Below are 20,659 nucleotides of genomic sequence, written 5' to 3'. Positions count from 1 at the left end.
GTGTGTGGCGTGTGGTGTTGAAAAATGACGGGTCGTGAAAGTTGTCGGATCGTGATTCTGCCAGCTAATTGGAACGTGGGGAACGACGGTGGACGTACAGGGACGAATGATGTTGACAATCAACGTTGTCGAGCGCGCAAGGGAAACCGCGGGCCCTTTTGAGCGCGCCGGTTTCTCGGTACCGTCAAACCTATGAGCCAGTTTCCGAGATCGACATCGAGCGCGCGGGAGCGCGCGCGAAAAGCGAATGCGCACCGGTTGGCGGTTGCGCGCGAGCGACTGAAGAAACAGGAGTCGGATTTGGTGTCGTATTTCGACGCGACCCGCGAGGAGGACAGGATCGAACAGGACTTGGCCGAGCGGATCGACAGGCTCCGTTCCGCGGCCCGCGTGAAGCTCGAGGGTGCGCGTGGTCGACGCGCGTCTGCGCTAGCGGCGCTCAAGGTGCGCGGTGAAACCTATAGTGCTGTGGCGTCGTTGGTGGATCTTCCAGTCGCCGAGGCAACCAAGTTGATTCGATCTGCACGGCGCGCATCTGTGCCGCTCTGTGAATCCGACGACGAGCAGTCCTCTGCGGCGCCTTCCGATGCCGGCGAAGCCTCCACGGATCCTGTGCACACTTCACCGGAATCCGTACCACCGTCCGCCGATGCCGACGCGTCGGCATCGAACCGGGACGTTGCGTAGTCGGGCAACTGCACGACGTTCGCGTCACTCTGCCCGCGAGCGACCCCACTGGATCGATCGCACGACGCACTGGAAGTGCAAGATCGAGCTTTCCGCACATGCTCGGGCAGACATGTTCTCGCATCTCTCTGCAGTGCGCGGCTCGTGCGCCCGTCTTTATCGACACGCCTCGTGCGCAACCGGCGGCATCGTGCGCGCCGAATGTGTCGGTACCGGTGTGTGTACTGAACACTGCTCGCACCACACAGCACCAATCGAGGGGAGAGGAATGTCGTGATGGGATGGATTGTCGTCGCCGTCGTATTTGCGACGGCTTTGCTACACGCCGGTGCAACGGACACCGGGTGGCGGTTCGCTCCGCTGCGCGCAACGGGGCTCGTTGCCACGTGGATCTTCCGGATTGTCGTCGCCGTCGCTGGTGTGGCGGTCGCGCTGATCATCGGCGTTGCGGCCGGCGCGTTTCGCAGCAACATGTGAACGTTGCTGTCGCGCAGCGCGTCCTGCCGTGACCGACGCATGCTCCGGATCAGCAACCATAGTCCGCTGAATTGCGCAGGTTCATTCGCGCGAATGAACCTGCGGACGGGGATCCAGCTTCACCTGTGGGTGATACGGCGCACGTGCGACGATGGTCGCCGGTTGTGCGGACTGGCCGCATCGAAGTTGTGGAGGAAATCCTCATGACTGTTCCTGCCGCGTCCGGCCTCGCCATGAAAACGCGCAATCCGTTTGCCGTGTGGATCGGCCTGCCGCTGATCACCCTCGGCATTTACCACTTCGTCTGGTACTACAAGATTCACCGCGAGATGGCCGAGTTCGATCGTCGGCGCAACGTTCCGGTTGCAGGGCCAATGTTGGTGATTCTGTTGCTGGGGTGGACTGTCATCGCGCCGCTCGTGAGCTACTTCAACACCGGCAACCGAATTAAGGACGCGCAACGTGCTGCGGGAATCGAACCGACCTGCAGCCCTGTCATCGGACTGCTGCTGTGCTTCGTCTTCGGGCTGCAGACGCTGTACTACCAAATTCAGCTCGACAAGATCACCGCGCACTACGGTCCGCTCGAACCGGGCACCGTCGTGGCTCTCGCCGCGTAGCGTACGAATGCGGCCTGTTCCGATCATCGCGTTGGCTCGACCGTCGTCGCTATGGTCAGACTGCGAGTGACTGTGCGTGTTCGTACACCCACCGCGGTAGCTCCGGGCACGCTGTGGGTCCGATTGCGAACCTGCTGTCGGCGCACTGAGCCGCCACGGCGGGAACTGCAGTTACGTTGACAACCGTGAGGATGCGAGAGACGACGATCGTTCCTCCATGATGCGGTACGCGCACGGCCGTCGTTCCGATCACCCGGCCCCCGGCATAGCCGGCGGTGAGCCTGTGGCATTCCCAGTACGCCGCGGAGCCGAAGAAGTACTCGAGGGTCTCCTCGAAGCTGGGCCCGTACAGCGCACCGCGGTCGGTGTCGATTCGTGTCGGCATCAGACGTCCTTCGTTGCAAATGGGGATGGTGGGGTGTGAGTCAGAAGAGTGCAATCTGATCGCGCTGGTTTCGGTCCTCGACGAACTGCCGGTACCGGTGCACAAGTGTTCGGGCGGCGCTATCGGTGTGTCCCGCAGCAAACGCCGCCTCGTGCAACATGGCGCCGGATCGAATGTCTTCGTCAAGTGCTCGGCCTGCGAGAAGGTCCTCGATGGTCTCGGGGTCGAGCTGGCGCGCATCCTCGGGTGTGAGACCAAGCGCACACGTCGACTCAGTATTGGGGTTCCGGCCGGTCATTGCGCTGCTCCGCGTCGGAACTGGTGTAGGCGGTTGGTCGCAGTGCGTTGTGCGCGGCCGATGTCGAGAAGCTGATCGAACAACAGATCCTCGGGTGCTTCCTCGGCGGCCTGCATGATCGCTACGCCTGCGTCGTAGAAGCTGCGGCGGTACGACTCGGACAACACCATGCCGGCGTAATCGCTCGCCGACGCTCCGCACGCGTTGGCAGTTGCGACATCGGTGAGAGCGCGCCGCAGCAGGGCGTCCTTGTGGCCGTCCGCTCCCGATCGCACGAGGACATCCAAGACGCCCACGGGTTCATGGGGCTCCTCGGCGAGAATCAACCCCCGTACAACGGCGTAGAGCGCGCGGTAGAGCGGCTCATGGAAGTCACTCGGGGTCAGTGCCGATGCGATGCGGTGATTTTCGGGCCTGTCTCGCGACCACATCAGCGCGCAAATCGCCAAGGCCTCAGGAGCAGTCTCGGGGTGTGCCGTCAAGTCACCCGTTGGGGCGCTCTCGTCCTGAGCCGGTTCGGGTGACACTGCGCGTAGTGCGGTCATGATCAGTCCAATCTCAAGGGCGACGCGCCGCGGGTCGGCGCCTGCTGAAAGTAGTCGAATGACACTGTCGTTCAATGCTTTTACGAGTGGTCCATCGTCAGGGTATCGCCTGCACGTCAGGATGTGTACATCTACTGCCACCCTGGATCGCGGGGGACGTACATGGACTGTGCTGCAAAGCGATTCACCTTCGTTGCGTAGCTTCCGCGCGGGTATTGCGAGCAAGGGATGCTTTACGGGTATTGCGCTCGATGCAGTGGAGCGCTTGGCTGGTCGCGGCTACACTCCTGGGCGTGCAGTTTTCAGCCGTCGAGTCTCGTCTGTCTGTCGATCTTGTGATCGGAACGCGCCCAGATCTCGATGCGGCACTCCGGGACCCTCGATCGTCCGAAGCTCCACTTGGGGACAAGCTTCTTTCGCTCGACGTGTTCTTCACTGCGGTGGTCCTTCCGGAATAGGATCGGGCTCCCTTGCCTGTGATGCTCTGACGGCGGTCGTCGGTGTGAGGGCTCGGTGGTCGACGCGCCGACGACGCCCGGGCGGCTCGGACGTCGGCTGTGCGCAGTTGCCCGAGCCGGTCGGCACGTTATCCGGTGAGTGTGGCGCCGGTCGACATCTCGACGGTCTCGGCGATTGGGATCAGTTCGCGCAGGTTCTTCGGTTCGAATCCCGCACGAAGCGCTCGATCCAGCAACCCGGTCAACGACGGGACATCGGTGCCGACGGAGTCGGCTGCTCGACGTGCCGCGTCGAATGCGATACCTGCGGCGGCGCCGTCGCCCCCGAGATAGGCGAAGTATCTCGCAATTGTAAGCGCTTGTGCACGTGCTGTTCCGCGTAGTCCGCGCGCAATGTGCGTCATGACCTCGAGAGCACGCTGCTCGCCGTAGATCGCCAGGCGCAGGTAGGCATCACGGACATCGAGCGGTGATCCGCTCAAAGTGATTCCGACACGCGAAACGATCGCCTCGCTAGGGATCTCGCGCGCGTAGACCGTCGCTGCAAGTTCCTCGAAGGTCGCTGCCAGAAAGACGTCCCCGAGGATTGCGGCTGCGCGCAGACCGACCGATTCGGGGATCTCGTCGCCCTCCTCGAAGCGATGCTCGACAACACTGCAATCGGAGTCGATCGCGCGGCCCGAAAAAACCTGTGAAACGGTGACTTCGCTCGACGCAGGATCAGGAACGACGCCGCCGTCGGCGGTGTCGAGGTCCCTGAACACCGCACCGGCGGTCAGCTCGAACGTGTGCAGAGCACAGAGGACATCGATACCTACCTCCCGCAAGTGGTGCCCGATCCTGTCGACGCCCTGCAACGACACGACCGTGTGGCGCGCATCTGCGACCGCAACGAGAATTACGGCGACGACGCCATGGCGTGATGCTGCGGCTGCGATGTCCGCTGCGGGTGCGCCGCCGTCCGAAGCGTCCGATCGGATGACTGTGCTTACGAACGTCTTTCGTGATGCGTCGGCGGCCAGGAGGACCGTCACGATGGAGTTGTATGGGGTGAATCCAATCATCGCGGGCAGTGCGGCGAGAACTCCGGCGAATGAGGTGATGCGCAGGTCGGACTGTGCAGGGTTGCTCACGGTAGCGCCTTTCGGTGGTGGGATCGGAGAAAAGGATGTCGATGGTCAGGAGATGCCGGCGATTTGAGCGTCGTCGATCTGTTGTTCGGTGGCGCCGAGGGCGCGGGCTTCGGTATCCCACGCGGCGAGGGCCTGGCACACGTCGGTGACGTCGACGCTCAGCCCGCTGCACATCGCGGCGTCGAGACGGCTGGTGGCGCGTGTGATCTGCGCGAGTGCCCGGTCCAGTCGATCGGTGGTGCTGCTCATGGTGACCCTCCATGCAAAACGGTGACCGGACCTTCGCCCTGCCAATTTCTTTCGCCTCATCTGGCGTAGGACGAGAAGGCGGCGGACGGGAACACCGGGGCAGCCCCTGGACCGGAAAGTCTCAGCCGAAGGCGCTGTGAGAGTTTTCGGGGCCTTGTGCCGGCGTCAGCCGCCAGGGGTTGCGGCGGTGGTCACGGCTGACGCAAGCTCGACTGGAGCCAGATGCGCCGAAAGAAACTCTTGATGCTCTTCAACGGGACGGAGCGCAGCGGAGTTCGATTCGGTGGACGCCCGAAGGGTGGCCGGGATCGCTGCCAGTCGTCTCCACATAGCGCCGGCTAATTGCAAGCCGCGCCGCGGAAATCAAGATCAACAGAGGTTTGACGCGTTTCGCGCTAAAACAGACCAGCGCATTCGTAGAGATTGCATAGCGGCGTGTATATTTGTTTTATTGATGCCCAGCCGGAATTTTGCCCGATTCAGAAAGATACACAGAACTGTGGCCACACAAATCATCACTTCCCTTATCGACGATCTGGACGGGACGGCTATCGAGAATGGATCAGGCGAATCCATCGAATTCGCAGTCAACGGCGTCGAATACGTCATCGATCTGAAGTCGAAGAACGCAACCGAATTTCACCGCAAGCTTGACTATTACATCGAGCACGCAACCCGTGTCGGTGGTCGCCGCCGTAAACCGTCCGCGGCCGGTACAGCATTGGCGGCGAAGACGGCGAGCTCGACCAAGCGTGATCCGGCGCAAACCAGAGCCATCCGCCAGTGGGCGTCCGATGAAGGCTATGAAATCAGCGAGCGCGGGCGCATTCCCGCCGACATCGAAGAGGCCTACAACGCCGCTCATTGAGCATTTTCGGCGACCACAGACCCCCTAGCACACCGCAGCCTCACGTAGCAGCGCGAAACGAACCGGGGCGGGGAGCGTGAGGGGCGCAGCCTCTCGCCGAACACAGTGCGCAGCTCCGCAGGCACAAAGGTGTCCGCGTTAGTCGCTCCGGCCCCGTCCGTCGCGCGCACTGCCCGTGCTTTGTTGTCACATTGCGACGTCGACCGGCTGGGTGCGCGTTACATGTACAGCAGGTGCGGTGGCGCTGAGCCGTCGAAGCGTTCGAGACTGTCGAGGACGCCGTTGTAGTTCGCTGGATGGCAGCGGCCGAGTCCGACGATGAGGGCGCACGTTCCATCGAGTGTGACGAGATACGACGGGGCGCAGCCGTTGTCCGGTGACGCGTGATCGATCGCATCGAGGAGTGCGTAGCGGACAGCGTCGGCCGCGGCGCGTTTCGCATCGATCAGGGCGAATTCGGCTCCGCTAGCGGTGAGAAATTCGGGGTTGTTTTCCGGGTGGGTGGTGACTGTCCAAGTGATCATGGGCGTCGGTTCCTTTCCAACAGGTGGTGAGTTATTCGTTGTGCCAGCGTCGCACGAGGAGCGCAGCGAGTCGTGCGACGCTGGCAGCGCCATACAGTGATCTGTGGATAAACAACAACGTTGTGGATGAACAGGTTCGACCCCGCGGGCGCGGGGTCGAACCTGTGCTAGTGGGCGCTCAGGCACAGTCGAACGCGTCGAGGACCTTGGATGGGTCGCGGCGGAATCGGCCCCCGTCCAAAAAAATGCCGACTGCGGAGCGATGGACGCGGCGGAACTCGTCCATGAGGGTGTCGTATCCGCTGCGGTCGGTGATGCGCCAGGTGACCGGTCCCATGTGCAGGTCGACCCAGTGCACGGTGCGGCGCTGGTCCGAGATGTAGCGGCTGCTTGGTACGACGGTGTGTTCGGGACTGCGAAGCCATACGATCGAGATCGCGGGTGCACCGAAATCGGCTCCTGGCTGTCGCGGGTACGGGGCGTGTCCGTCCGCGCCGACGAGTGATGAACGGATGGTGGCGAATCCGGCGATGACTCCGCTGACTGCCTCGGCGCTGCGGAAGGTCATCATGAGGTGGCCGAACGCGACGACCATCTGTGCGTCCTCGGTACCGGCTGCGGTGATGGTGATGCTCGCGGTCTGTGGTCCGGTGACAATCACGGTCGTGTGGGTGACGATCGCCGGCGTCTGGGCTCGCCCTGCTGCAGTGCTCTTACGGGTGGTGGTCTTGCCTTCGGACTTTGCCATGTCGGGCTCCCCTCTCGCACGGGACCGGCTCCCCCGGCCCTGTTCTCTGCCAATTTTTTTCGCCGTCATCTGGCGTGAGGAGAGACAGCAGCGACCGGGACGACGGGTCAACGCCTGGGCCGGACAGTTTTCACCGCAGGGCTTTGAAAAGTGTTCGGAGCCGCGGCCGGAGCCTGCGACGCCAGGGGTTGAATCGGCGTCCCCGGGTGATGCAGACTCACCGGCAGCCAGATGCCCGAAAGAAATTCCTCTTTCAGTGCGACGCGCAGCGGAGTTCGATTCGGCGGACACCGAAGGTGGCCCTATCCCCACGCCTGAGCTGACGGGTCTCTGAATTCCTGCCCTCTCGTGTCACGGCGTCGCGGTGCCGGCGACGGGGTAATCGATCCGGCGAACCGGCCCCCTCCTACTCGCCCGAATGCTCACGTGACTGTGCGGGAGCGACGGAAGGTGAGCACGTTCATGCCGCGGTAGCTCCTGTCATTCGACTGCCACCGCATGATCGTCGGATGCAGACTGCACTTGGGATGTCGACTCTTGCCATTTGCGGTACCTGCGCATTGCCGTCGATGCGACCGAACCGTCGGTCTCCTGCCCGATACGCGCCCATGACCACTCCCTATGCGCATGGCGCAGACGCGCGGTCTCCTCCACCTCTGGAGAGAGAGCTCCGTCGTCCGGATTGTCGAGTTCGATCGGCAACTCGAGCTCATCGTGGTTGTGGGCATCGACAACCGAATGGAACGCATCAGCTTTCGATTCGCGATCCACCTCGGCGCGCAACGGCGGGACTGGCGACGGTGCATCGACCTCGGCCGAGACCGGGACGCTCGTGGTGCGCGGTGCCCGCAGGATGACGGCCAGCACTTCGGTCATCGCCAGCAGGGCAATAGGCGCAATGGTGGCAATACCCGCAGAGACGATGGCCGACAACAGTTTCGCGGTCAGTACGGCGTGGTACGCGTTGCCCGCAATCGATGTTGCGGCCGCTACAACCAGTACCGCAACGACGAAACGCCGACCCCGGATCGTGCGTTCGTCGACATGGTTCGACAACGCAATCGCGGTAACGGTGCTCGACACAATGGCACCGTCGAGCACGACGGGAATCACCCAGGCTTCGCTTGCGCCGAGCCCGGCCATTGCGGCGAGGTCACGCAGGACAGCGAAACTGAGCCAGAACGATGCGCCGGCGATTCCGACGGTCAGGACGACTGCGGTGACGAGTGCCCACTGCAGGACACGAGGATGAATGGGGAGCACGTCGGAGTGCGGGCGATGATGGTTGCTCATCGGATTCTCGGTCCTCTCGCGAGTGGGCCGGTGCGTTGCGGAAATGGCTGCCCGTCGTTGTAGGTGTTGCGCAACACCTCGAGGTACTGCTCGACTGCAGCGTTGACGAGGTCGGATGGACCGCGCGGAGCCCCCGGTGTTGCAGAGAGTGCTTCGGCGGCATTGAGGAGCTCTTCAATGGTGGATTGGTAGAGGTAGTAGGAGCGTTTGCGCTTTGCGTCCACGTCCAGTTGCGCGTCGGCCTGTTGCGCAACAACGTTCATTGGCTGTTGCGTGCCGGTGGGTGGGGCGATCGGGCTAGATTCGACCAGTGCGCTCTTGAGTCGTTCCGGCCTCGGCATCAGCGATCTCCGCCGGTCAGGAGGGTGAGAGTGTCGCGGTAGATGGTGGCGAGGCTGCGGGCTTGGGTGGTTCCCCAGTCGGGCAGGCTGGTTTGCGCTTCCATGGAGTCTTTGATGACAACTCGTTTGGGGATGGTGTCGCCCAGGATGGTGATGTTCGCGGCGATTTCGGTAAGTTGTTCGCGGCCGCTGATGGTGCTGATTTCGTGGAGGTTGATGATCGCGCCGAGCAGTTCGAGGTCGGGGTTGTAGCTGCGTTTGACCTCGGTGAGTGTTCGACGGAGCCGCGCGAGCCCGTTGGCGGAGAAGAGCGCGGATTGGCTGACCACGACGGCGATTCGTGCGGCGACGAGTGCATTGATGGTGAGCAGGTCCAGGCTGGGTGGGCAGTCGATGAGGACAAGGTCGTAGGTCTCGCCGAGGCTGTCGATGGCGTCGCGGAGCCGACGTTCGCGTCCGGCGCCGGCTATGACCAGTTGATCCCGTACGTAGGCGAGGGATTCAGTGCCTGGCACGGTCGGCAGCAGGTCGACGCCGGGCCACAGGGTCGAGACGGCGGCGTGAGCGATGGTCGTCGCCGACCCCTCGGACAGGACGTCGGCCACACCGACGTCGTCGCGTGCGAGCGGGTCCTTCGCCAAGACGGTACTGAGGTTGCCTTGCGGGTCGATGTCGACGACCAGAGTGTGTAGGCCAGCGTGTGCTGCGGCGTGGGCGAGGTGAAAGACGGTAGTGGTCTTACCCACTCCGCCCTTCTGGTTGCAGAACGCGATCACTTCAGTGGGCATGGGAGGTCTCACTTCCATGGGAGGCAATGGGCGAAAGGGGCGTATTAGGAGAATTAGAGGCATGGCGTCCTGTGCGGGTACAGGAACCAATGGACGACATGGCTCTGTTGCGGGTGTGGGGTGAATTAGGTGCGTGAGGTGCTTGGGAAGCGCCGCGGGTATTTCTGGTGTTACGCCTGTTGTGCGTATGGGGTGACAGCGAATTGGGTGCCAGGTGCGTTGCTGGTGATTCGTCCATGTCGCTCCTTACGGGTAATTACGACCTCGAACGAACGCTGACGATGCGTGTCACTCGTCTGAGGTCGGTGGCCGGTGTGTATTTCGGTGTGCTTCAGGTCGACGCCCGCGGTGGCACTGTGCGGGTCTGATCCCGGTTGTCGACGGATGCTTATGATCCGGATGAACACCGTGGGTCGTGTGCTCGGTGCGCGTAGGCGATGGGGGGATGGGCGGGGATTCGGGCAGGTCTCATCGGTAGCCTCCAGTGGTGGTATCTGACTGCAAGACAAGGGGCTTCGCCCTGCTACTCTCGGACCCCCCATGGGTGTCACCCCAATTTCCGCACCCGCGTTGTCCGCTCCACGCCCGGTAGCCCCGCGTCATCTCGGACGCGCGGCTAATCGGTATCGCCACCGGATCGATGATCAGTCAAGCCAGTGGTGCCTCGGGGCCGGTCGTCGAGGATTTAGAACAGGGTGCACAGGCCGGCGGCAGGCTGGTTATACGTCGGGCACTGCCAGAAAACGACGCTGCGAGAGCGCACGACGACGACACGCCGGTACCTGTACCGGATGCCTCACAGCTAGTGATCGTCGAAGTGGCACGTACGCAGATGGATTCACCCGTTGTCGCGGCGAATCCAGAGGCAGCCGTCAGCGTAGTCGGCCGGCGTCGAGATGCTGGCCGATCTACGGTGAGTTGCTGCGAAACACCTTGAAAGGCGTATCAGGACCGATTAGTATCCGATGCAGAAACTCCTTCCAGCAGGGTTGAGGTTTCGACGACGCCCCCGGCCTCGGTGCTAGTAACACCGAGAATCGCCGGGGGCGTTTCGATTTCGTATGGGTCGGGAGTCAAGGGCATGTCAGGCGACGACGGAGCTGGTGCGCGCCGCTTCCTCTAGTCCTTCGATGTATTCGTCGATTGCGGTGTCGGGGATCAGGCGTCGCTTGCCCGCTTTGACGCTGCGAATCTCGCCTGATGCCAACTTGTTGAACAGATTCGAGCGTCCGAGTCCCGTGCGCGCCATCGCTTCCGGAACTGAGTACAGCCGTCGTGACATGGGTTTTTCCTCCCTGAGAGCGTTTGTGTTGTTGCTACTCATTTCAGGCCACTCGAACCTCCAGTCCAAGTAACACCACCACAAGCTAGCAACTGCGCCCCATTGCCACAACCCCATCGATATTTCCGCTAGACTGCGTAATCATGACGCAGTCCTGGGCAGAGGATCTTGTCGCGCGCATCGCGGGCGAGGTCCGGCGGTTACGCGGCAAAGAACATGCAGCTCTCTCTGCTGCGAAACTTTCCGATCGCACATACGACATCGGGTTTGGCATCTCGCGGTCCGTCGTCGCCGACCTCGAGAACGGCCGAAAGAAGAGCCTCGACGTCTCTGAACTGCTCGTTCTCGCAGCGGCACTCGGGGTCTCACCGGTTCAGCTCGTGTACCCGAATCTCCCCAAGGGCAACGTCGAGGTCCTCCCTGGTCTAGATCAGGAGTCGCACGACGCACTGCGCTGGTTCAGCGGTGAAGCAGGGCTGATGAAACCCACCGACGACTGGGTCGACGACGAGAACGGCGAGCCACTCGAAGTGTGGGCACGTCAACAATTCGATCCGAAGAACGACCGGGTCAGCATCGTCCGCGATTGGCTCCAGGCCTTGCAGGCCATGCGCAAGGCTCGCGTCCAGCTGCGAAACGGTCTGTCGAAGAGGGAATCCGCTGAACACATCGAAGCCATGCAGTTCATGTACGAGGAAGCTCGCAAACGCTCCGAGGAACTCTTCCGTCAGATGACAGAGCTCGACATGGCCGTTGGCGAGGAGGCATACGATGCCTAGACAGCAGCTTCCTCCACAGATCCGAAAGGTAAGTATTCGGGACCGCAAGTCTGGGCGGTCCGTTCTTCGGTATGAAGTCACCGTCGACACCGGCACACGGATCGATGTGAAGGTCGACGAGGCCGGCCTTTCCAAGTCGGTGACACGGCGAACGCAAAGTCGCCGTCGCTACGCGACCGAGCAAGAAGCCCGGGCCGCCCTGGCCGCTACGTTGAACTCGGTCAACAACGGTCTCTACGTGCACACGTCTCAACTGACAGTCGCAATGGCGATCGAGTACTGGCTCGAATCCAAACACTCACTGAAACCGTCGTCCTTGCACGGCCACCGAACCAATTTGCAGCCGGTCATCGCGGAACTTGGGCAAATCCCGATTCAGAAGCTGACCAAGCCCGACATCGAGTCGCTCGTTCGTAACCTGCGAGAGGGTGGCTTGCCGTCACCCAGCGGGCGGCCACGTAAGCCTTGGTCTGCCCGCACCGTGAACTACATGCTCAGCCTCGTGACTGCGATCCTCGCCGATCAGATGGCACAGGGGAACGTCATCCGCAACGTCGGCGCGATGGTCGAGCGCCTCTCGGTCGAGACGCCCGAGATGCAGACGCTCACTCGGGCGGAGGTCGACAAGCTTCTGCACCACATCGCGCGCGAGCAGCTACCTCAGGCCTGGCAGCTCGCTATGCATGGCATGCGGCGAGGCGAGATCGCTGGGCTGCGGTGGCAGGACGTCGACCTCGACAAAGGCAAGCTCAAGGTGACTAATACCCGCATTGCCGTCGGGAAGGCCATCGTTGAAGGGCCTCCCAAGACCAAAAAGTCGAGACGTACCTTACCGATCTCGAAACCATTAGAGGCGGTACTCCGGACCGCCAAAGCCCAGCAAGCTCGAGACAGGTTACTGCTCGGTGCGGACTACGACGAGACCCCATATGTGGTGCGCCTCCCCTCCGGTCACGCCGTGCACCCGAATCTACTTACCTTCAGATGGGGGAAGATTCTCGAGAACGCCAAGCTCCGGCACGTGCGACTGCACGATGCGCGCCATACCTGCGCGACACTGATGCATCTCCAGGGTATTCCGATCGCAGTGATCGCAGCCTGGCTCGGACACGCATCTGCTGCCTTCACGCTCAGCGTGTACGCACACTCCCAGGAAGACGCTCTAGCTGAAGCCGCAGGCAGCTTCAGTTGACCTCCGCATCTCGACTCTTCATCCATGCCTAACCCGCGAGCCTCATCGGACGCACAACCGCCTCATCGCTATGCTCCTAGCAACAACAAGGAAGGGGAGTCCAATTCTTACCCAGGCAGCGGTTGGCCACAAAGCCAAGACAGTTGTCTCCCCTGCCACTCTCAGGCGAGTGATGCGAGGCGATCGTCCTCCCACGGTTGATCGTGCGCTGCACTCACTATCTACCGTCGGACTAGTGCAGCCGGGTTCGACACGAGCCGACGCGATCGATTCGGTTCATAGGTATCTGGCGACCACACACAAAGTCGAGCACGTGTACAAGTCTGCGCTCGCGCAAAAGCGCTTCCTAGGTCCACATAGTCCGGCATCTGCATCCATACTGACTGAGTTCTCGATAGGTTCGTCGTGTATAGACACTATTATCGTCAACGGACGAGCGACCGGATACGAGATCAAGACAGAGCTGGACTCGCCAGCCAAGCTAAACAAACAGATAATCGACTATTACAAGGCATTTCGCTATCTTTATGTCGTAGTGGACCACTCAGAAAATCAACGTTACCTGGACATCCTTGGGGACACCAGTGTTGGAATACTGGCACTGACAAAACGCGGCCACCTATCCGAAACCAAGCTCGCAACAGAGAACTGTTATCATCTAGACACTGAGGCTATGATGAAATCTCTGAGAAAAGCAGAATATTCAACCATAGTGTCCAAGTGGCTGGGATACAAGTTGAAGGCCTATCCGGTTGACTACTTTCGAACTCATATGCACATCGCAAGCCAAATGGGCGAGCAAGTATTCCAAAAACTGTATGAAGACACTCTTAGGCAACGAACCTTAAAGCATCCAGCGATTTTTGATAAGATGCCCTGCACTGCACTACGCCACGTATATTTACAATTGAACCCGACTCGAATCGAGTACAAACGAATCGATTCCTGGCTCATGGAGCGGATTGACTAATGTACTTCCCATATCTTCGCGGAAAACAGTTCGAACTACTTGCTATCAAAGAGCTCGCGGAACGTGGCGATCTTGCCGGCGATATCCAGCCTGTGATTGAGCCAGTTAGACCCCTTGACAACGGCGCCCTCGACAGGACCCTGGCGGCTCTGAACAAAGAAGGGGTTCGAACAACCCTGATCATTAACCCCCTTGTCGGTGAATACTCATCTTCGGACGGTGTAGAGAAGATCCTCAAGTTCCTCGAAGATTCCGAGACTGGGGTGAGCATTGCCGCTACCGGTGTACTCGTCGACGCAACTGTCGACTTGAAGAAGATTTTCGCGTTATTGTCAAATCGGCGCGGACCAAAGCTTCCAATTTATCTCTTTCACAAGAGCTACAATCCACAGATTCCTCAATTAGTGGCCACCGGTCTTATTTCGCAAATCTCAGCAAACTTCGCCGAAAACCGCGAACTTCAGCGCTTGTACGATGTGGATTTGTTAAGTCTGCCCGAAATCTACGAAAAATGGAGAGACGTACCATTCATTCGATGGAAAGATCATTTCGTTAAATTGCCCAAAAATCTTGACTATATCAGTCGGCCAGAGCAACTTTTCTCCGCTGATGCAATATATCAGGCCGAAGAAAATTGGCTAGGGCTGTGCGATTATCAAACGGTGGGCCACGATTACAGCGACGGGGGACGACTTCCCTGGGCAGTCGCCATACACCTCACTTACCAGAAATCGGCTGCTGGACCCATCTTTATCTCGCATTTCTGCTCAGACTCTAATGACGACGCTTCGGATACGGCCGGCAAGTTTGGAGAGGCTCTCGCAAAACTTGTTCGATTTGCTAAATCCCAAAATCTTGACAACCCTGCAATCGCTGCTTTCAAGGCGCACCTCGAGAATCGATCATTCCCAGGGCTTGGCAGTGTCAAAAAGATCTCGATTCAAAACCACGTATACGTAATGAAAGATGCGATGAAGCTGCCATGAAAGGATGCCGAAGCTGTTTCAAACCCCACGGGGGACCTATAGCTCTTACGACCGCACGACCCGAGCGTGGAAGTTGTGATTTCTGCAAGCCGGAAGAATGCGACGGATTTGTGTGGGACCTATCCGAATGGGAAGACTCGTTCGCTCAGTTGTTGGATAATTACCAGGTTGACCCAAGAGGCGTTTCAATCGAGGATTGCCTCGTTTCCGACTGGGATTTCTTTCGATTCGAAGACAGAACTACGGTCGCACGCTTTCTTCGAGGTGTAATTCGCGATGGGCACCCACTTTTGGACGGCAGTGTCAAGGTAGGTCACCGACTCGGGTCCAACGCACACACCCTAATCGAAGACTGGGACCGAATAGTGAACCATTTGAGAATGGTAAATAGGTTCTTCCCACCAAACGATACTCCGTACTCCAAACTCAAACCGCTTGGTGAGATTATCGGCCAGAACTGGCGTAAGATCTCAGCTGGCACGACACTTTACCGAGGCAGACCCGTCAAAGAACCACAACCTCTACAGCCCGAAGAAATGGGAATGCCTCCTCACTCGCTAGCAAGGGGCGGCCGCGGAAACCCCGCGGGAATTCCTCACTTGTACCTAGCATTCGACAAAGAGACCTGCGTTGCAGAATGCCGTGCTGGGATGAACGAATACATCTCTATGGCTGGCTTCACCGCCCGTCGTGATTTTCGGACACTCGATCTTGAGACGCTCGAATCGATTAACCCGTTTGTATCAGGAAGTGACGACAGCGTGTCCGGATACCTACACGCGCGTGCAGTATTGCATAGATTGCGCACGGAAATCTCGATACCTGCGCGTTCATCTGATTCAAATTTGGACTATATTTCGACCCAATTTTTGTGCGAGTTTGTCAAAAGCTTGGGGCTGAGCGGTGTCATTTATCCAAGTACATTGCAACCCACTGGCATTAACTTGGTATTGTTTGACGATGAGTTGGTTAACTGCGGCAGCGCCGTCGAGTGTTTCACAGTTACAAGAAATTCAATCCAGATCGAACCGGTGGCTACGCACTCCGTGAAGTAGCAACGGTACCGAATCTAGAGCACACATCGCGTGTGTGCATGAAATTCAGCCGGTAGTTGCTTTGGCGAGGCTCCGAGCGTGTCGACTAATCACGACGCCAGTGCCTTCACTCCGGCGAAGATCAACGGCCGCAGCAAGCACAAGTAGCACCAGTCGGACCTAACGAAATTTTGCTAGCATCGAAGCTTTTTCGAAACGCCAATCGTTCATTGTCGCTACCCGCAATGTACCTATTTGCGAACGCAATAAACTCTTGTTGCTCATGAGCTGTGAGGTTCGAAAACCCGTTCAAAACTGTACCCACTCGTTTACCTGGCCCAGCGTTTGGGGTAGTCACCACACACTCCACAGTCAGTCGGCTTAAGCGATCTGGGTACTATGGTACATCCTGCACACGCTTTTTGACGCCCGAGTAGCGCCGAATGCATCCCGAAGCGCTTCTCTTGTTGAGATATCTGCTGAGAGAGATCACTGTTGCGTTGAGCAGAGTCCTGAACCTCAATCAACCCGTATGCTGCCTCGAACGCCCCCAAGCTTACTGGAGGCGCAGTTGCAAGCCGAGAGTAGCCCTCTGCTAGTTGCCGATTAGTCATCATCGACTGAACGGCATGAGATGATTTTTCGCTCCACCTGGAGATCAGCGACCACAAACTCCACACAAGCTGAAGCAGTCCGAGCGCCGAAGACACGATCAACACAATTGAGAGCGCAGACACTGTGGCACCTATGGCCACTACTCCCCCCACAACAATTGGGATTGCGAACCCCGCGAAGGAAAGTGCCGTCAGGCGACTATTGAGACGGCGTGCCCTCAGTTCGAAGAGCTTGGCAGTGCCGTCCGCCGCGAGCGCACGGTCCCAACACTCTCGTCGTAGGTGGTCGAATCTCTCAGCTGGCGAGTTGGACGTCGTCACTCCCCCATCGTGCCCCATGTGCTCGTCTGTTGGTCTCGTCCGCTTGCTCATTCTCCGGTTCGCGGCGTTGAAGGTTCAACCATGAGGCCTGCGTTCGACACCGCTGTTCGCCGGAATGCACTTGGCGCCGAACCCAGTTATTTTGACTTGTGACAATCTGTGACATCGGAGGACTAGTTCGGACGTCCACCTCGCACACTCACAGCCTCTGACCTGCACCTTCGTTGTGCCCCCAGTCGGACTCGAACCGACACTGTGCGGATTTTAAGTCCGCTGCCTCTGCCAATTGGGCTATAGGGGCGACTGCTGGGACCGCTGGTTCCAGCGGTGACGATCATATCGGTCCACTATTGGGCGGGGATGACCGGTGGCACGAAGTCGAAGGTCATGCCCAGGAGCCACACCAGCAGCAGGACGACTGGGAAGTGGAAGATGAACTGTAGGAACGTGAATCCGATGAGATCGCGTGCCCGCAGGCCCAGTACTGCGAGCAGCGGAAGCATGAAGAACGGGTTGATGAGGTTCGGCAGGGCCTCGGCAACGTTGTAGATCTGGACGGTCCAGCCCAGGTTCATCTGAACGTCGGTAGCCGATTGCATCACGTAGGGGGCTTCGACCAGCCATTTACCTCCACCGGAGGGCACGAACAGCCCGAGGATCACGGTGTAGATCGCGATGACCACAGCAAAGCCGCCGCCGCTGCCGATGTCGGTGAAGAAGTTCGCGAGGTGCTCGGAGATCGTGACGCCTCCCCGTCCCTCGGCCTCGACCAGAATGGCAGCCATCGCCGCGTACAGCGGGAATTGAACGAGTATGCCTGCGGTGGCCGGCACTGCTTTGGACACTGCGTCGAGAAACCTTCTGGGCGTTCCGTGCAGGACGAGACCGAGGATCAGAAAAACCAGAAGATAACCGTTCAGGCTCGACACAACCGACAGCACGGGCAACGTCAGTAGCTGCGACACAAGCCATCCCAGCGTCATTGCACCGATCAGCAACGGAAGGACCCGACTGTACTCGAGCCACTCGCCGGGACGCGACCGCGGAGCAGGCTCGTCGATCGTGTCGTCGAGATCGACGCCCATGCTCTCCGCAGTCTTGATCGCCGCGCCCTTCGGAGCGGACAGATGCGCGATCACGACGGTGATCACCGTGATGATCAAACAGGTCACCAACGACTGCCACGTGAAGATGGTCTTGCCGAAATCGAGAACACCGGTGATCTGCAGCAGCGGTCCGGGCAGGGAACTCGCAGTTGCCTGCAATTGTGCCGCGGACGAGGACATTCCGAGCGCCCACACCGCACCGAGCCCCATGAATGCCGCGGCGCCGAGAGCCCGATAGTCGGCGTGCATGTCCGACCGTCGTGCTATCGCGCGAGCGAGCAGACCGCTGAAGACCAAACTCAATCCCCAGTTCAGAAACGACACCGTACAGGAGAGCAGGGCCACGAAACTCACTGCGCTACTGGGTGAACGAGGCAGTAGCGCCAGCCGGGTGATCAACCGCGCTACCGGAGGCGACGTCGCAACGACGTACCCGGTGAGCACCACCATCGCCATCTGCAGAGTGAACGCCGTCAGATCCCAGAAACCACCGCCGAAGGCGTCGACGACGTTCTGCGGTGACGATCCGTTCGCGAACGCCGCCACCGCGACGACGACAACGCCCACCAAAGCGAAGATGTAGGCGTCGGGGAACCATTTCTCGGTTGCTCGGGCCAATCCTTGCGCGAGCCGTGCCAAGCCCTTCTCGGCGGGTGCCTGCGTCGTCGTCATCGATGATCCTCGTTTCGGCGTAGTCCCCTGCGCGTGCGTGTCGCACGTCACAGAGTTCACCGAATCGGACACCGATGCAAGGAGCATCGCCGCAGGTACTACCTGCGAATCTGCAGAACTACGCCTTCACGGACAGGGCGATGCCGTCGAGAATGTCGTGCTCACTGACCACCAGGGTGCTGACGGCACCGCGACGCTCGAACTCCTCGGCCAAGACGCTGGTCACGATGGCACCGCCACCGATGACGTCGACCCGTCCAGGATGCATGGGCCCCAACGCCGCTCGGTCTGCGCGGGTCATCCCGATCAGACGGTCGCACACGTCGAACAGGTCCCCGAAGGACACCCGCGTCAGATGGACCTTGTCGGCGTCGTACTCCTGCAGACCTGCAGCGATAGCTGCGATGGTGGTCATGGTGCCCGCGACGCCGACCCAACTCGAGGCCTCGCCGATGTTGACGTCCTCGAACGCTTCCTCCAACTTCTCGCGGGCGTATGCGCGTGCCCCGGCGATCTCGTCGGCGGTGGGCGGATCGGAGTGCAGAAAACGCTCGGTCAGACGGACGCACCCGATGTTGGCGGAAAATGCCGCACGCACACCCTTGCGATCACCCAGAACGAGTTCGGTGGACCCCCCACCGAGGTCGACGACCACGAAAGGTGCACCCTTGGCATCGAGTTCGCCGACGGCGCCGGCGAAGGACAGCCGTGCTTCCTCGTCACCGGTGATGACCTCGGCGACCGAACCGGGCACGATGGGATCCAGGATCTCTCGTGTCATCGCGAAGAAGTCGTCGCGGTTCGCTGCGTCGCGGGTGGCGGACGTCGCGACCATGCGCAGCGCCGACGCACCGGCTTCGCGAATGATGCCGGCGTACTCCTCGAGCGCGACGCGGGTGCGTTCGATCGCCTCGGGCGCAAAGGAACCCGTCGCGTCGACTCCCTGGCCGAGGCGCACGACGCGCATCTCGCGGGCAACATCCGTCAGGACACCGTCTTTGATGTCCGCAACGAGCAGGCGGATGGAATTGGTGCCGCAATCGATGGCTGCTACCCGAGTCATGAAGTCTCTCCGCGAAGTTCGGCGATGGTCGGCCAGTCGGCCGGAATTGCGGTGCCGCGCAACGACGTCTCGGCGGCCAACGCCACCGATTCGTCACCGAGCGGGTTGACGCCCGGCCCCTTGGCGAGGGAGTGAGCGATCAACACGTGCAGGCACTTGACTCGGTCCGGCATACCTCCGCCGGTGAAATCGGTTCCGAGAGATTCGATGTCGTTACGCTCGGCCAGATAGGACTCGTGCGCGCGACGGTAGCCGGCGGCAAGCTCCTCGTCCTCGGACAACCGGAGAGTCATCTCGCGCATCACACCCGCGGATTCCTGACGGCTGGCCTCGGCCGTCAACCGTGGATCCGTCAGATAGAACAGCGTGGGGAACGGAGTGCCGTCGGGTAGCTTGGGGGCAGTTTTCACCACACCGGGCCTACCGTCCGGGGATCGATACGCGATGGCGAGAACACCGCGGGGTTCGCGTCCGAGTTGAGCCGCTACGGCGTCGAGATCTTCCTTCGAGACTGCCGAGCTCACCCGACCGGTCCTCCTTCGATGTCCGGGGCAGGCTCGGGCAGAACAGCCCGATCCGGCACCACTTCTTGTTCCTCCACAGGCCCCTGCGGTTGCACCGCGGACTCCCACAGGTCCCGGTACCACGGGCCCTCGGATTGCTTGGTCGTTTCCACGTCGTCCACCGGCGGCCCGACGTCCCCCGGCAACTGCACCGTGTACGGCGTCTCCCCCGGCATGACCCAGCGCAGACGAGTACGAGCCTCCGATGCGATGCGCGTCGGGTCGTTCAATTGCGTTTTCTCGAGCTCCAGGTCCTTGACGTCCTGCTCGAGTCCGGTGCGATCAGCGAGAACTTGCTCGAGCTCGGCGCGCTGCGAGAAGTAGGTCCGCAGCGGCATCGCGAGCGTCAACGCCAACGCACACACGACGACGGCCAAGACCACGGCCTTGGCCGTCGACAGGCCGAGAAACGTGCGCTCACCGCCGGACGAAGCCCGCGCGCCCACGCGTCGGGGAGCTGCTTTGCCGCCGACCACGGCGTCACGCGCCTGATCGGACGGCTCCGGCGCCGGCTGACCGGAGCTGCGTTCGTCTCCCGACGCAGCCCCGGACGTCCGGCCCCGGGATGCAGAGCGACCACGAGGCCGGGGATCACGCCCACCTGGGCTGGTCCCGGATCTTCCCCGTCGTGCCGCCATGCAACCACCCTCGTCGAATCGAACC

25 protein-coding genes and 1 tRNA gene are annotated in these 20,659 nt (G+C 60.6%); 10 read left to right on the top strand and 16 right to left on the bottom strand.

The window, feature by feature from the left end; all coding sequences use genetic code 11:
* The first annotated feature begins 192 nt into the window (after positions 1-192).
* The 3 genes from ACFULT_RS07610 to ACFULT_RS07600 all read left to right on the top strand — a co-directional run bounded on the left by ACFULT_RS07610 (position 193) and on the right by ACFULT_RS07600 (position 1,784).
* Positions 193-687, top strand: coding sequence for a hypothetical protein (locus ACFULT_RS07610; RefSeq protein WP_378481066.1), 495 nt, complete (start codon positions 193-195; stop codon positions 685-687).
* A gap of 276 nt (positions 688-963) precedes the next feature.
* Positions 964-1,164 carry a hypothetical protein gene (locus tag ACFULT_RS07605; protein ID WP_378481065.1) on the top strand — a complete coding sequence of 67 codons (201 nt, stop codon included), beginning with the start codon at positions 964-966 and terminating at the stop codon, positions 1,162-1,164.
* Positions 1,165-1,367: 203 nt separating this feature from the next.
* Positions 1,368-1,784: a DUF4234 domain-containing protein gene (locus tag ACFULT_RS07600; protein WP_378481064.1), complete on the top strand. Its 417-nt coding sequence runs from the start codon at positions 1,368-1,370 to the stop codon at positions 1,782-1,784.
* Positions 1,785-1,839: 55 nt separating this feature from the next.
* On the opposite strand, the gene ACFULT_RS07595 is transcribed toward ACFULT_RS07600, so the two are convergent.
* From ACFULT_RS07595 to ACFULT_RS07580, 4 genes are all read right to left on the bottom strand, one after another.
* The gene (locus ACFULT_RS07595) at positions 1,840-2,169 is read right to left on the bottom strand and encodes a hypothetical protein (protein WP_378481063.1); all 330 of its coding nucleotides are present in this window, start codon (positions 2,167-2,169) and stop codon (positions 1,840-1,842) included.
* A gap of 294 nt (positions 2,170-2,463) precedes the next feature.
* Entirely contained in the window at positions 2,464-3,012 is a 549-nt protein-coding gene (locus ACFULT_RS07590; protein ID WP_378481062.1) for a DnaB-like helicase N-terminal domain-containing protein, read from the bottom strand.
* A gap of 586 nt (positions 3,013-3,598) precedes the next feature.
* Positions 3,599-4,603: a DUF4192 family protein gene (locus ACFULT_RS07585; protein WP_378481061.1), complete on the bottom strand. Its 1,005-nt coding sequence runs from the start codon at positions 4,601-4,603 to the stop codon at positions 3,599-3,601.
* Positions 4,604-4,648: 45 nt separating this feature from the next.
* Positions 4,649-4,852, bottom strand: coding sequence for a hypothetical protein (locus ACFULT_RS07580; RefSeq protein WP_378481060.1), 204 nt, complete (start codon positions 4,850-4,852; stop codon positions 4,649-4,651).
* A 499-nt stretch (positions 4,853-5,351) separates the two neighbouring features.
* Here ACFULT_RS07580 and ACFULT_RS07575 point away from each other — a divergent pair, with 499 nt between their 5' ends.
* A complete protein-coding gene (locus ACFULT_RS07575) occupies positions 5,352-5,720 on the top strand; it encodes an Lsr2 family protein (RefSeq protein WP_378481059.1) in 369 nt (122 codons plus the stop codon).
* Between the two features lie 218 nt (positions 5,721-5,938).
* Here ACFULT_RS07575 and ACFULT_RS07570 read toward each other — a convergent pair whose 3' ends face one another.
* The 5 genes from ACFULT_RS07570 to ACFULT_RS07550 form a co-directional block, all read right to left on the bottom strand.
* The gene (locus tag ACFULT_RS07570) at positions 5,939-6,244 is read right to left on the bottom strand and encodes a hypothetical protein (RefSeq protein ID WP_378481058.1); all 306 of its coding nucleotides are present in this window, start codon (positions 6,242-6,244) and stop codon (positions 5,939-5,941) included.
* A 178-nt stretch (positions 6,245-6,422) separates the two neighbouring features.
* Complete coding sequence (locus ACFULT_RS07565) at positions 6,423-6,992, bottom strand: hypothetical protein (RefSeq protein WP_378481057.1); 570 nt, start codon at positions 6,990-6,992, stop codon at positions 6,423-6,425.
* A gap of 480 nt (positions 6,993-7,472) precedes the next feature.
* The gene (locus ACFULT_RS07560; RefSeq protein ID WP_378481056.1) at positions 7,473-8,285 is read right to left on the bottom strand and encodes a DUF2637 domain-containing protein; all 813 of its coding nucleotides are present in this window, start codon (positions 8,283-8,285) and stop codon (positions 7,473-7,475) included.
* Positions 8,282-8,548 carry a hypothetical protein gene (locus tag ACFULT_RS07555; RefSeq protein ID WP_378481055.1) on the bottom strand — a complete coding sequence of 89 codons (267 nt, stop codon included), beginning with the start codon at positions 8,546-8,548 and terminating at the stop codon, positions 8,282-8,284. The genes ACFULT_RS07560 and ACFULT_RS07555 overlap by 4 nt, the downstream gene beginning before the upstream one ends.
* A 77-nt stretch (positions 8,549-8,625) precedes the next feature.
* On the bottom strand, positions 8,626-9,414 hold the full coding sequence (locus ACFULT_RS07550; protein ID WP_378481054.1) for a ParA family protein: 789 nt from the start codon (positions 9,412-9,414) through the stop codon (positions 8,626-8,628).
* A gap of 236 nt (positions 9,415-9,650) precedes the next feature.
* Here ACFULT_RS07550 and ACFULT_RS07545 point away from each other — a divergent pair, with 236 nt between their 5' ends.
* On the top strand, positions 9,651-9,782 hold the full coding sequence (locus tag ACFULT_RS07545) for a hypothetical protein (RefSeq protein ID WP_378481053.1): 132 nt from the start codon (positions 9,651-9,653) through the stop codon (positions 9,780-9,782).
* Between the two features lie 716 nt (positions 9,783-10,498).
* On the opposite strand, the gene ACFULT_RS07540 is transcribed toward ACFULT_RS07545, so the two are convergent.
* Positions 10,499-10,696: an excisionase family DNA-binding protein gene (locus tag ACFULT_RS07540; RefSeq protein WP_094724454.1), complete on the bottom strand. Its 198-nt coding sequence runs from the start codon at positions 10,694-10,696 to the stop codon at positions 10,499-10,501.
* A gap of 143 nt (positions 10,697-10,839) precedes the next feature.
* On the opposite strand from ACFULT_RS07540, the gene ACFULT_RS07535 reads away from it, so the two are divergent.
* From ACFULT_RS07535 to ACFULT_RS07515, 5 genes are all read left to right on the top strand, one after another.
* Complete coding sequence (locus tag ACFULT_RS07535) at positions 10,840-11,475, top strand: helix-turn-helix domain-containing protein (RefSeq protein ID WP_378481052.1); 636 nt, start codon at positions 10,840-10,842, stop codon at positions 11,473-11,475.
* A complete protein-coding gene (locus tag ACFULT_RS07530) occupies positions 11,468-12,667 on the top strand; it encodes a tyrosine-type recombinase/integrase (RefSeq protein WP_378481051.1) in 1,200 nt (399 codons plus the stop codon). The genes ACFULT_RS07535 and ACFULT_RS07530 overlap by 8 nt, the downstream gene beginning before the upstream one ends.
* Positions 12,668-12,737: 70 nt before the next feature.
* Complete coding sequence (locus ACFULT_RS07525; protein ID WP_378481050.1) at positions 12,738-13,637, top strand: sce7726 family protein; 900 nt, start codon at positions 12,738-12,740, stop codon at positions 13,635-13,637.
* On the top strand, positions 13,637-14,623 hold the full coding sequence (locus ACFULT_RS07520; protein WP_378481049.1) for a sce7725 family protein: 987 nt from the start codon (positions 13,637-13,639) through the stop codon (positions 14,621-14,623). Before ACFULT_RS07525 ends, ACFULT_RS07520 begins: the two co-directional genes overlap by 1 nt.
* Entirely contained in the window at positions 14,620-15,678 is a 1,059-nt protein-coding gene (locus ACFULT_RS07515; RefSeq protein ID WP_378481048.1) for an RES family NAD+ phosphorylase, read from the top strand. The genes ACFULT_RS07520 and ACFULT_RS07515 overlap by 4 nt, the downstream gene beginning before the upstream one ends.
* A 308-nt stretch (positions 15,679-15,986) precedes the next feature.
* Here the strand turns inward: ACFULT_RS07515 and ACFULT_RS07510 are convergent, their stop codons facing one another.
* From ACFULT_RS07510 to ACFULT_RS07485, 6 genes are all read right to left on the bottom strand, one after another.
* Complete coding sequence (locus tag ACFULT_RS07510) at positions 15,987-16,610, bottom strand: mobilome CxxCx(11)CxxC protein (RefSeq protein ID WP_378481350.1); 624 nt, start codon at positions 16,608-16,610, stop codon at positions 15,987-15,989.
* A 209-nt stretch (positions 16,611-16,819) separates the two neighbouring features.
* Positions 16,820-16,893, bottom strand: a tRNA-Leu gene (locus ACFULT_RS07505).
* Positions 16,894-16,939: 46 nt separating this feature from the next.
* Entirely contained in the window at positions 16,940-18,370 is a 1,431-nt protein-coding gene (locus ACFULT_RS07500; RefSeq protein WP_378481047.1) for a short-chain fatty acid transporter, read from the bottom strand.
* 118 nt (positions 18,371-18,488) lie between these two features.
* On the bottom strand, positions 18,489-19,433 hold the full coding sequence (locus ACFULT_RS07495; protein ID WP_019664578.1) for a Ppx/GppA phosphatase family protein: 945 nt from the start codon (positions 19,431-19,433) through the stop codon (positions 18,489-18,491).
* Positions 19,430-19,957: a DUF501 domain-containing protein gene (locus ACFULT_RS07490; RefSeq protein ID WP_033190784.1), complete on the bottom strand. Its 528-nt coding sequence runs from the start codon at positions 19,955-19,957 to the stop codon at positions 19,430-19,432. Before ACFULT_RS07490 ends, ACFULT_RS07495 begins: the two co-directional genes overlap by 4 nt.
* Entirely contained in the window at positions 19,954-20,634 is a 681-nt protein-coding gene (locus ACFULT_RS07485) for a septum formation initiator family protein (protein ID WP_230595799.1), read from the bottom strand. The genes ACFULT_RS07490 and ACFULT_RS07485 overlap by 4 nt, the downstream gene beginning before the upstream one ends.
* Positions 20,635-20,659 lie beyond the last annotated feature (25 nt).

Source organism: Rhodococcus sp. NPDC057297, assembly GCF_042667435.1.
GTDB lineage: Bacteria > Actinomycetota > Actinomycetes > Mycobacteriales > Mycobacteriaceae > Rhodococcoides.
The sequence above is the reverse complement of the archived record's forward strand: the minus strand, read 5'-3'. Positions and strand labels throughout refer to the sequence as shown.

Bases quoted from the DNA above. Each gene is read 5' to 3' on its own strand.
- ACFULT_RS07565 (WP_378481057.1), bottom strand. From the start codon at position 6,992: ATGGCAAAGTCCGAAGGCAAGACCACCACCCGTAAGAGCACTGCAGCA.
- ACFULT_RS07595 (WP_378481063.1), bottom strand. From the start codon at position 2,169: ATGCCGACACGAATCGACACCGACCGCGGTGCGCTGTACGGGCCCAGC.
- ACFULT_RS07525 (WP_378481050.1), top strand. From the start codon at position 12,738: ATGCTCCTAGCAACAACAAGGAAGGGGAGTCCAATTCTTACCCAGGCA.
- ACFULT_RS07495 (WP_019664578.1), bottom strand. From the start codon at position 19,433: ATGACTCGGGTAGCAGCCATCGATTGCGGCACCAATTCCATCCGCCTG.
- ACFULT_RS07535 (WP_378481052.1), top strand. From the start codon at position 10,840: ATGACGCAGTCCTGGGCAGAGGATCTTGTCGCGCGCATCGCGGGCGAG.
- ACFULT_RS07570 (WP_378481058.1), bottom strand. From the start codon at position 6,244: ATGATCACTTGGACAGTCACCACCCACCCGGAAAACAACCCCGAATTT.
- ACFULT_RS07605 (WP_378481065.1), top strand. From the start codon at position 964: ATGGGATGGATTGTCGTCGCCGTCGTATTTGCGACGGCTTTGCTACAC.
- ACFULT_RS07540 (WP_094724454.1), bottom strand. From the start codon at position 10,696: ATGTCACGACGGCTGTACTCAGTTCCGGAAGCGATGGCGCGCACGGGA.
- ACFULT_RS07590 (WP_378481062.1), bottom strand. From the start codon at position 3,012: ATGACCGCACTACGCGCAGTGTCACCCGAACCGGCTCAGGACGAGAGC.
- ACFULT_RS07580 (WP_378481060.1), bottom strand. From the start codon at position 4,852: ATGAGCAGCACCACCGATCGACTGGACCGGGCACTCGCGCAGATCACA.
- ACFULT_RS07560 (WP_378481056.1), bottom strand. From the start codon at position 8,285: ATGAGCAACCATCATCGCCCGCACTCCGACGTGCTCCCCATTCATCCT.
- ACFULT_RS07545 (WP_378481053.1), top strand. From the start codon at position 9,651: ATGTCGCTCCTTACGGGTAATTACGACCTCGAACGAACGCTGACGATG.
- ACFULT_RS07555 (WP_378481055.1), bottom strand. From the start codon at position 8,548: ATGAACGTTGTTGCGCAACAGGCCGACGCGCAACTGGACGTGGACGCA.
- ACFULT_RS07515 (WP_378481048.1), top strand. From the start codon at position 14,620: ATGAAAGGATGCCGAAGCTGTTTCAAACCCCACGGGGGACCTATAGCT.
- ACFULT_RS07550 (WP_378481054.1), bottom strand. From the start codon at position 9,414: ATGCCCACTGAAGTGATCGCGTTCTGCAACCAGAAGGGCGGAGTGGGT.
- ACFULT_RS07485 (WP_230595799.1), bottom strand. From the start codon at position 20,634: ATGGCGGCACGACGGGGAAGATCCGGGACCAGCCCAGGTGGGCGTGAT.
- ACFULT_RS07520 (WP_378481049.1), top strand. From the start codon at position 13,637: ATGTACTTCCCATATCTTCGCGGAAAACAGTTCGAACTACTTGCTATC.
- ACFULT_RS07530 (WP_378481051.1), top strand. From the start codon at position 11,468: ATGCCTAGACAGCAGCTTCCTCCACAGATCCGAAAGGTAAGTATTCGG.
- ACFULT_RS07510 (WP_378481350.1), bottom strand. From the start codon at position 16,610: ATGGGGCACGATGGGGGAGTGACGACGTCCAACTCGCCAGCTGAGAGA.
- ACFULT_RS07600 (WP_378481064.1), top strand. From the start codon at position 1,368: ATGACTGTTCCTGCCGCGTCCGGCCTCGCCATGAAAACGCGCAATCCG.
- ACFULT_RS07500 (WP_378481047.1), bottom strand. From the start codon at position 18,370: ATGACGACGACGCAGGCACCCGCCGAGAAGGGCTTGGCACGGCTCGCG.
- ACFULT_RS07610 (WP_378481066.1), top strand. From the start codon at position 193: ATGAGCCAGTTTCCGAGATCGACATCGAGCGCGCGGGAGCGCGCGCGA.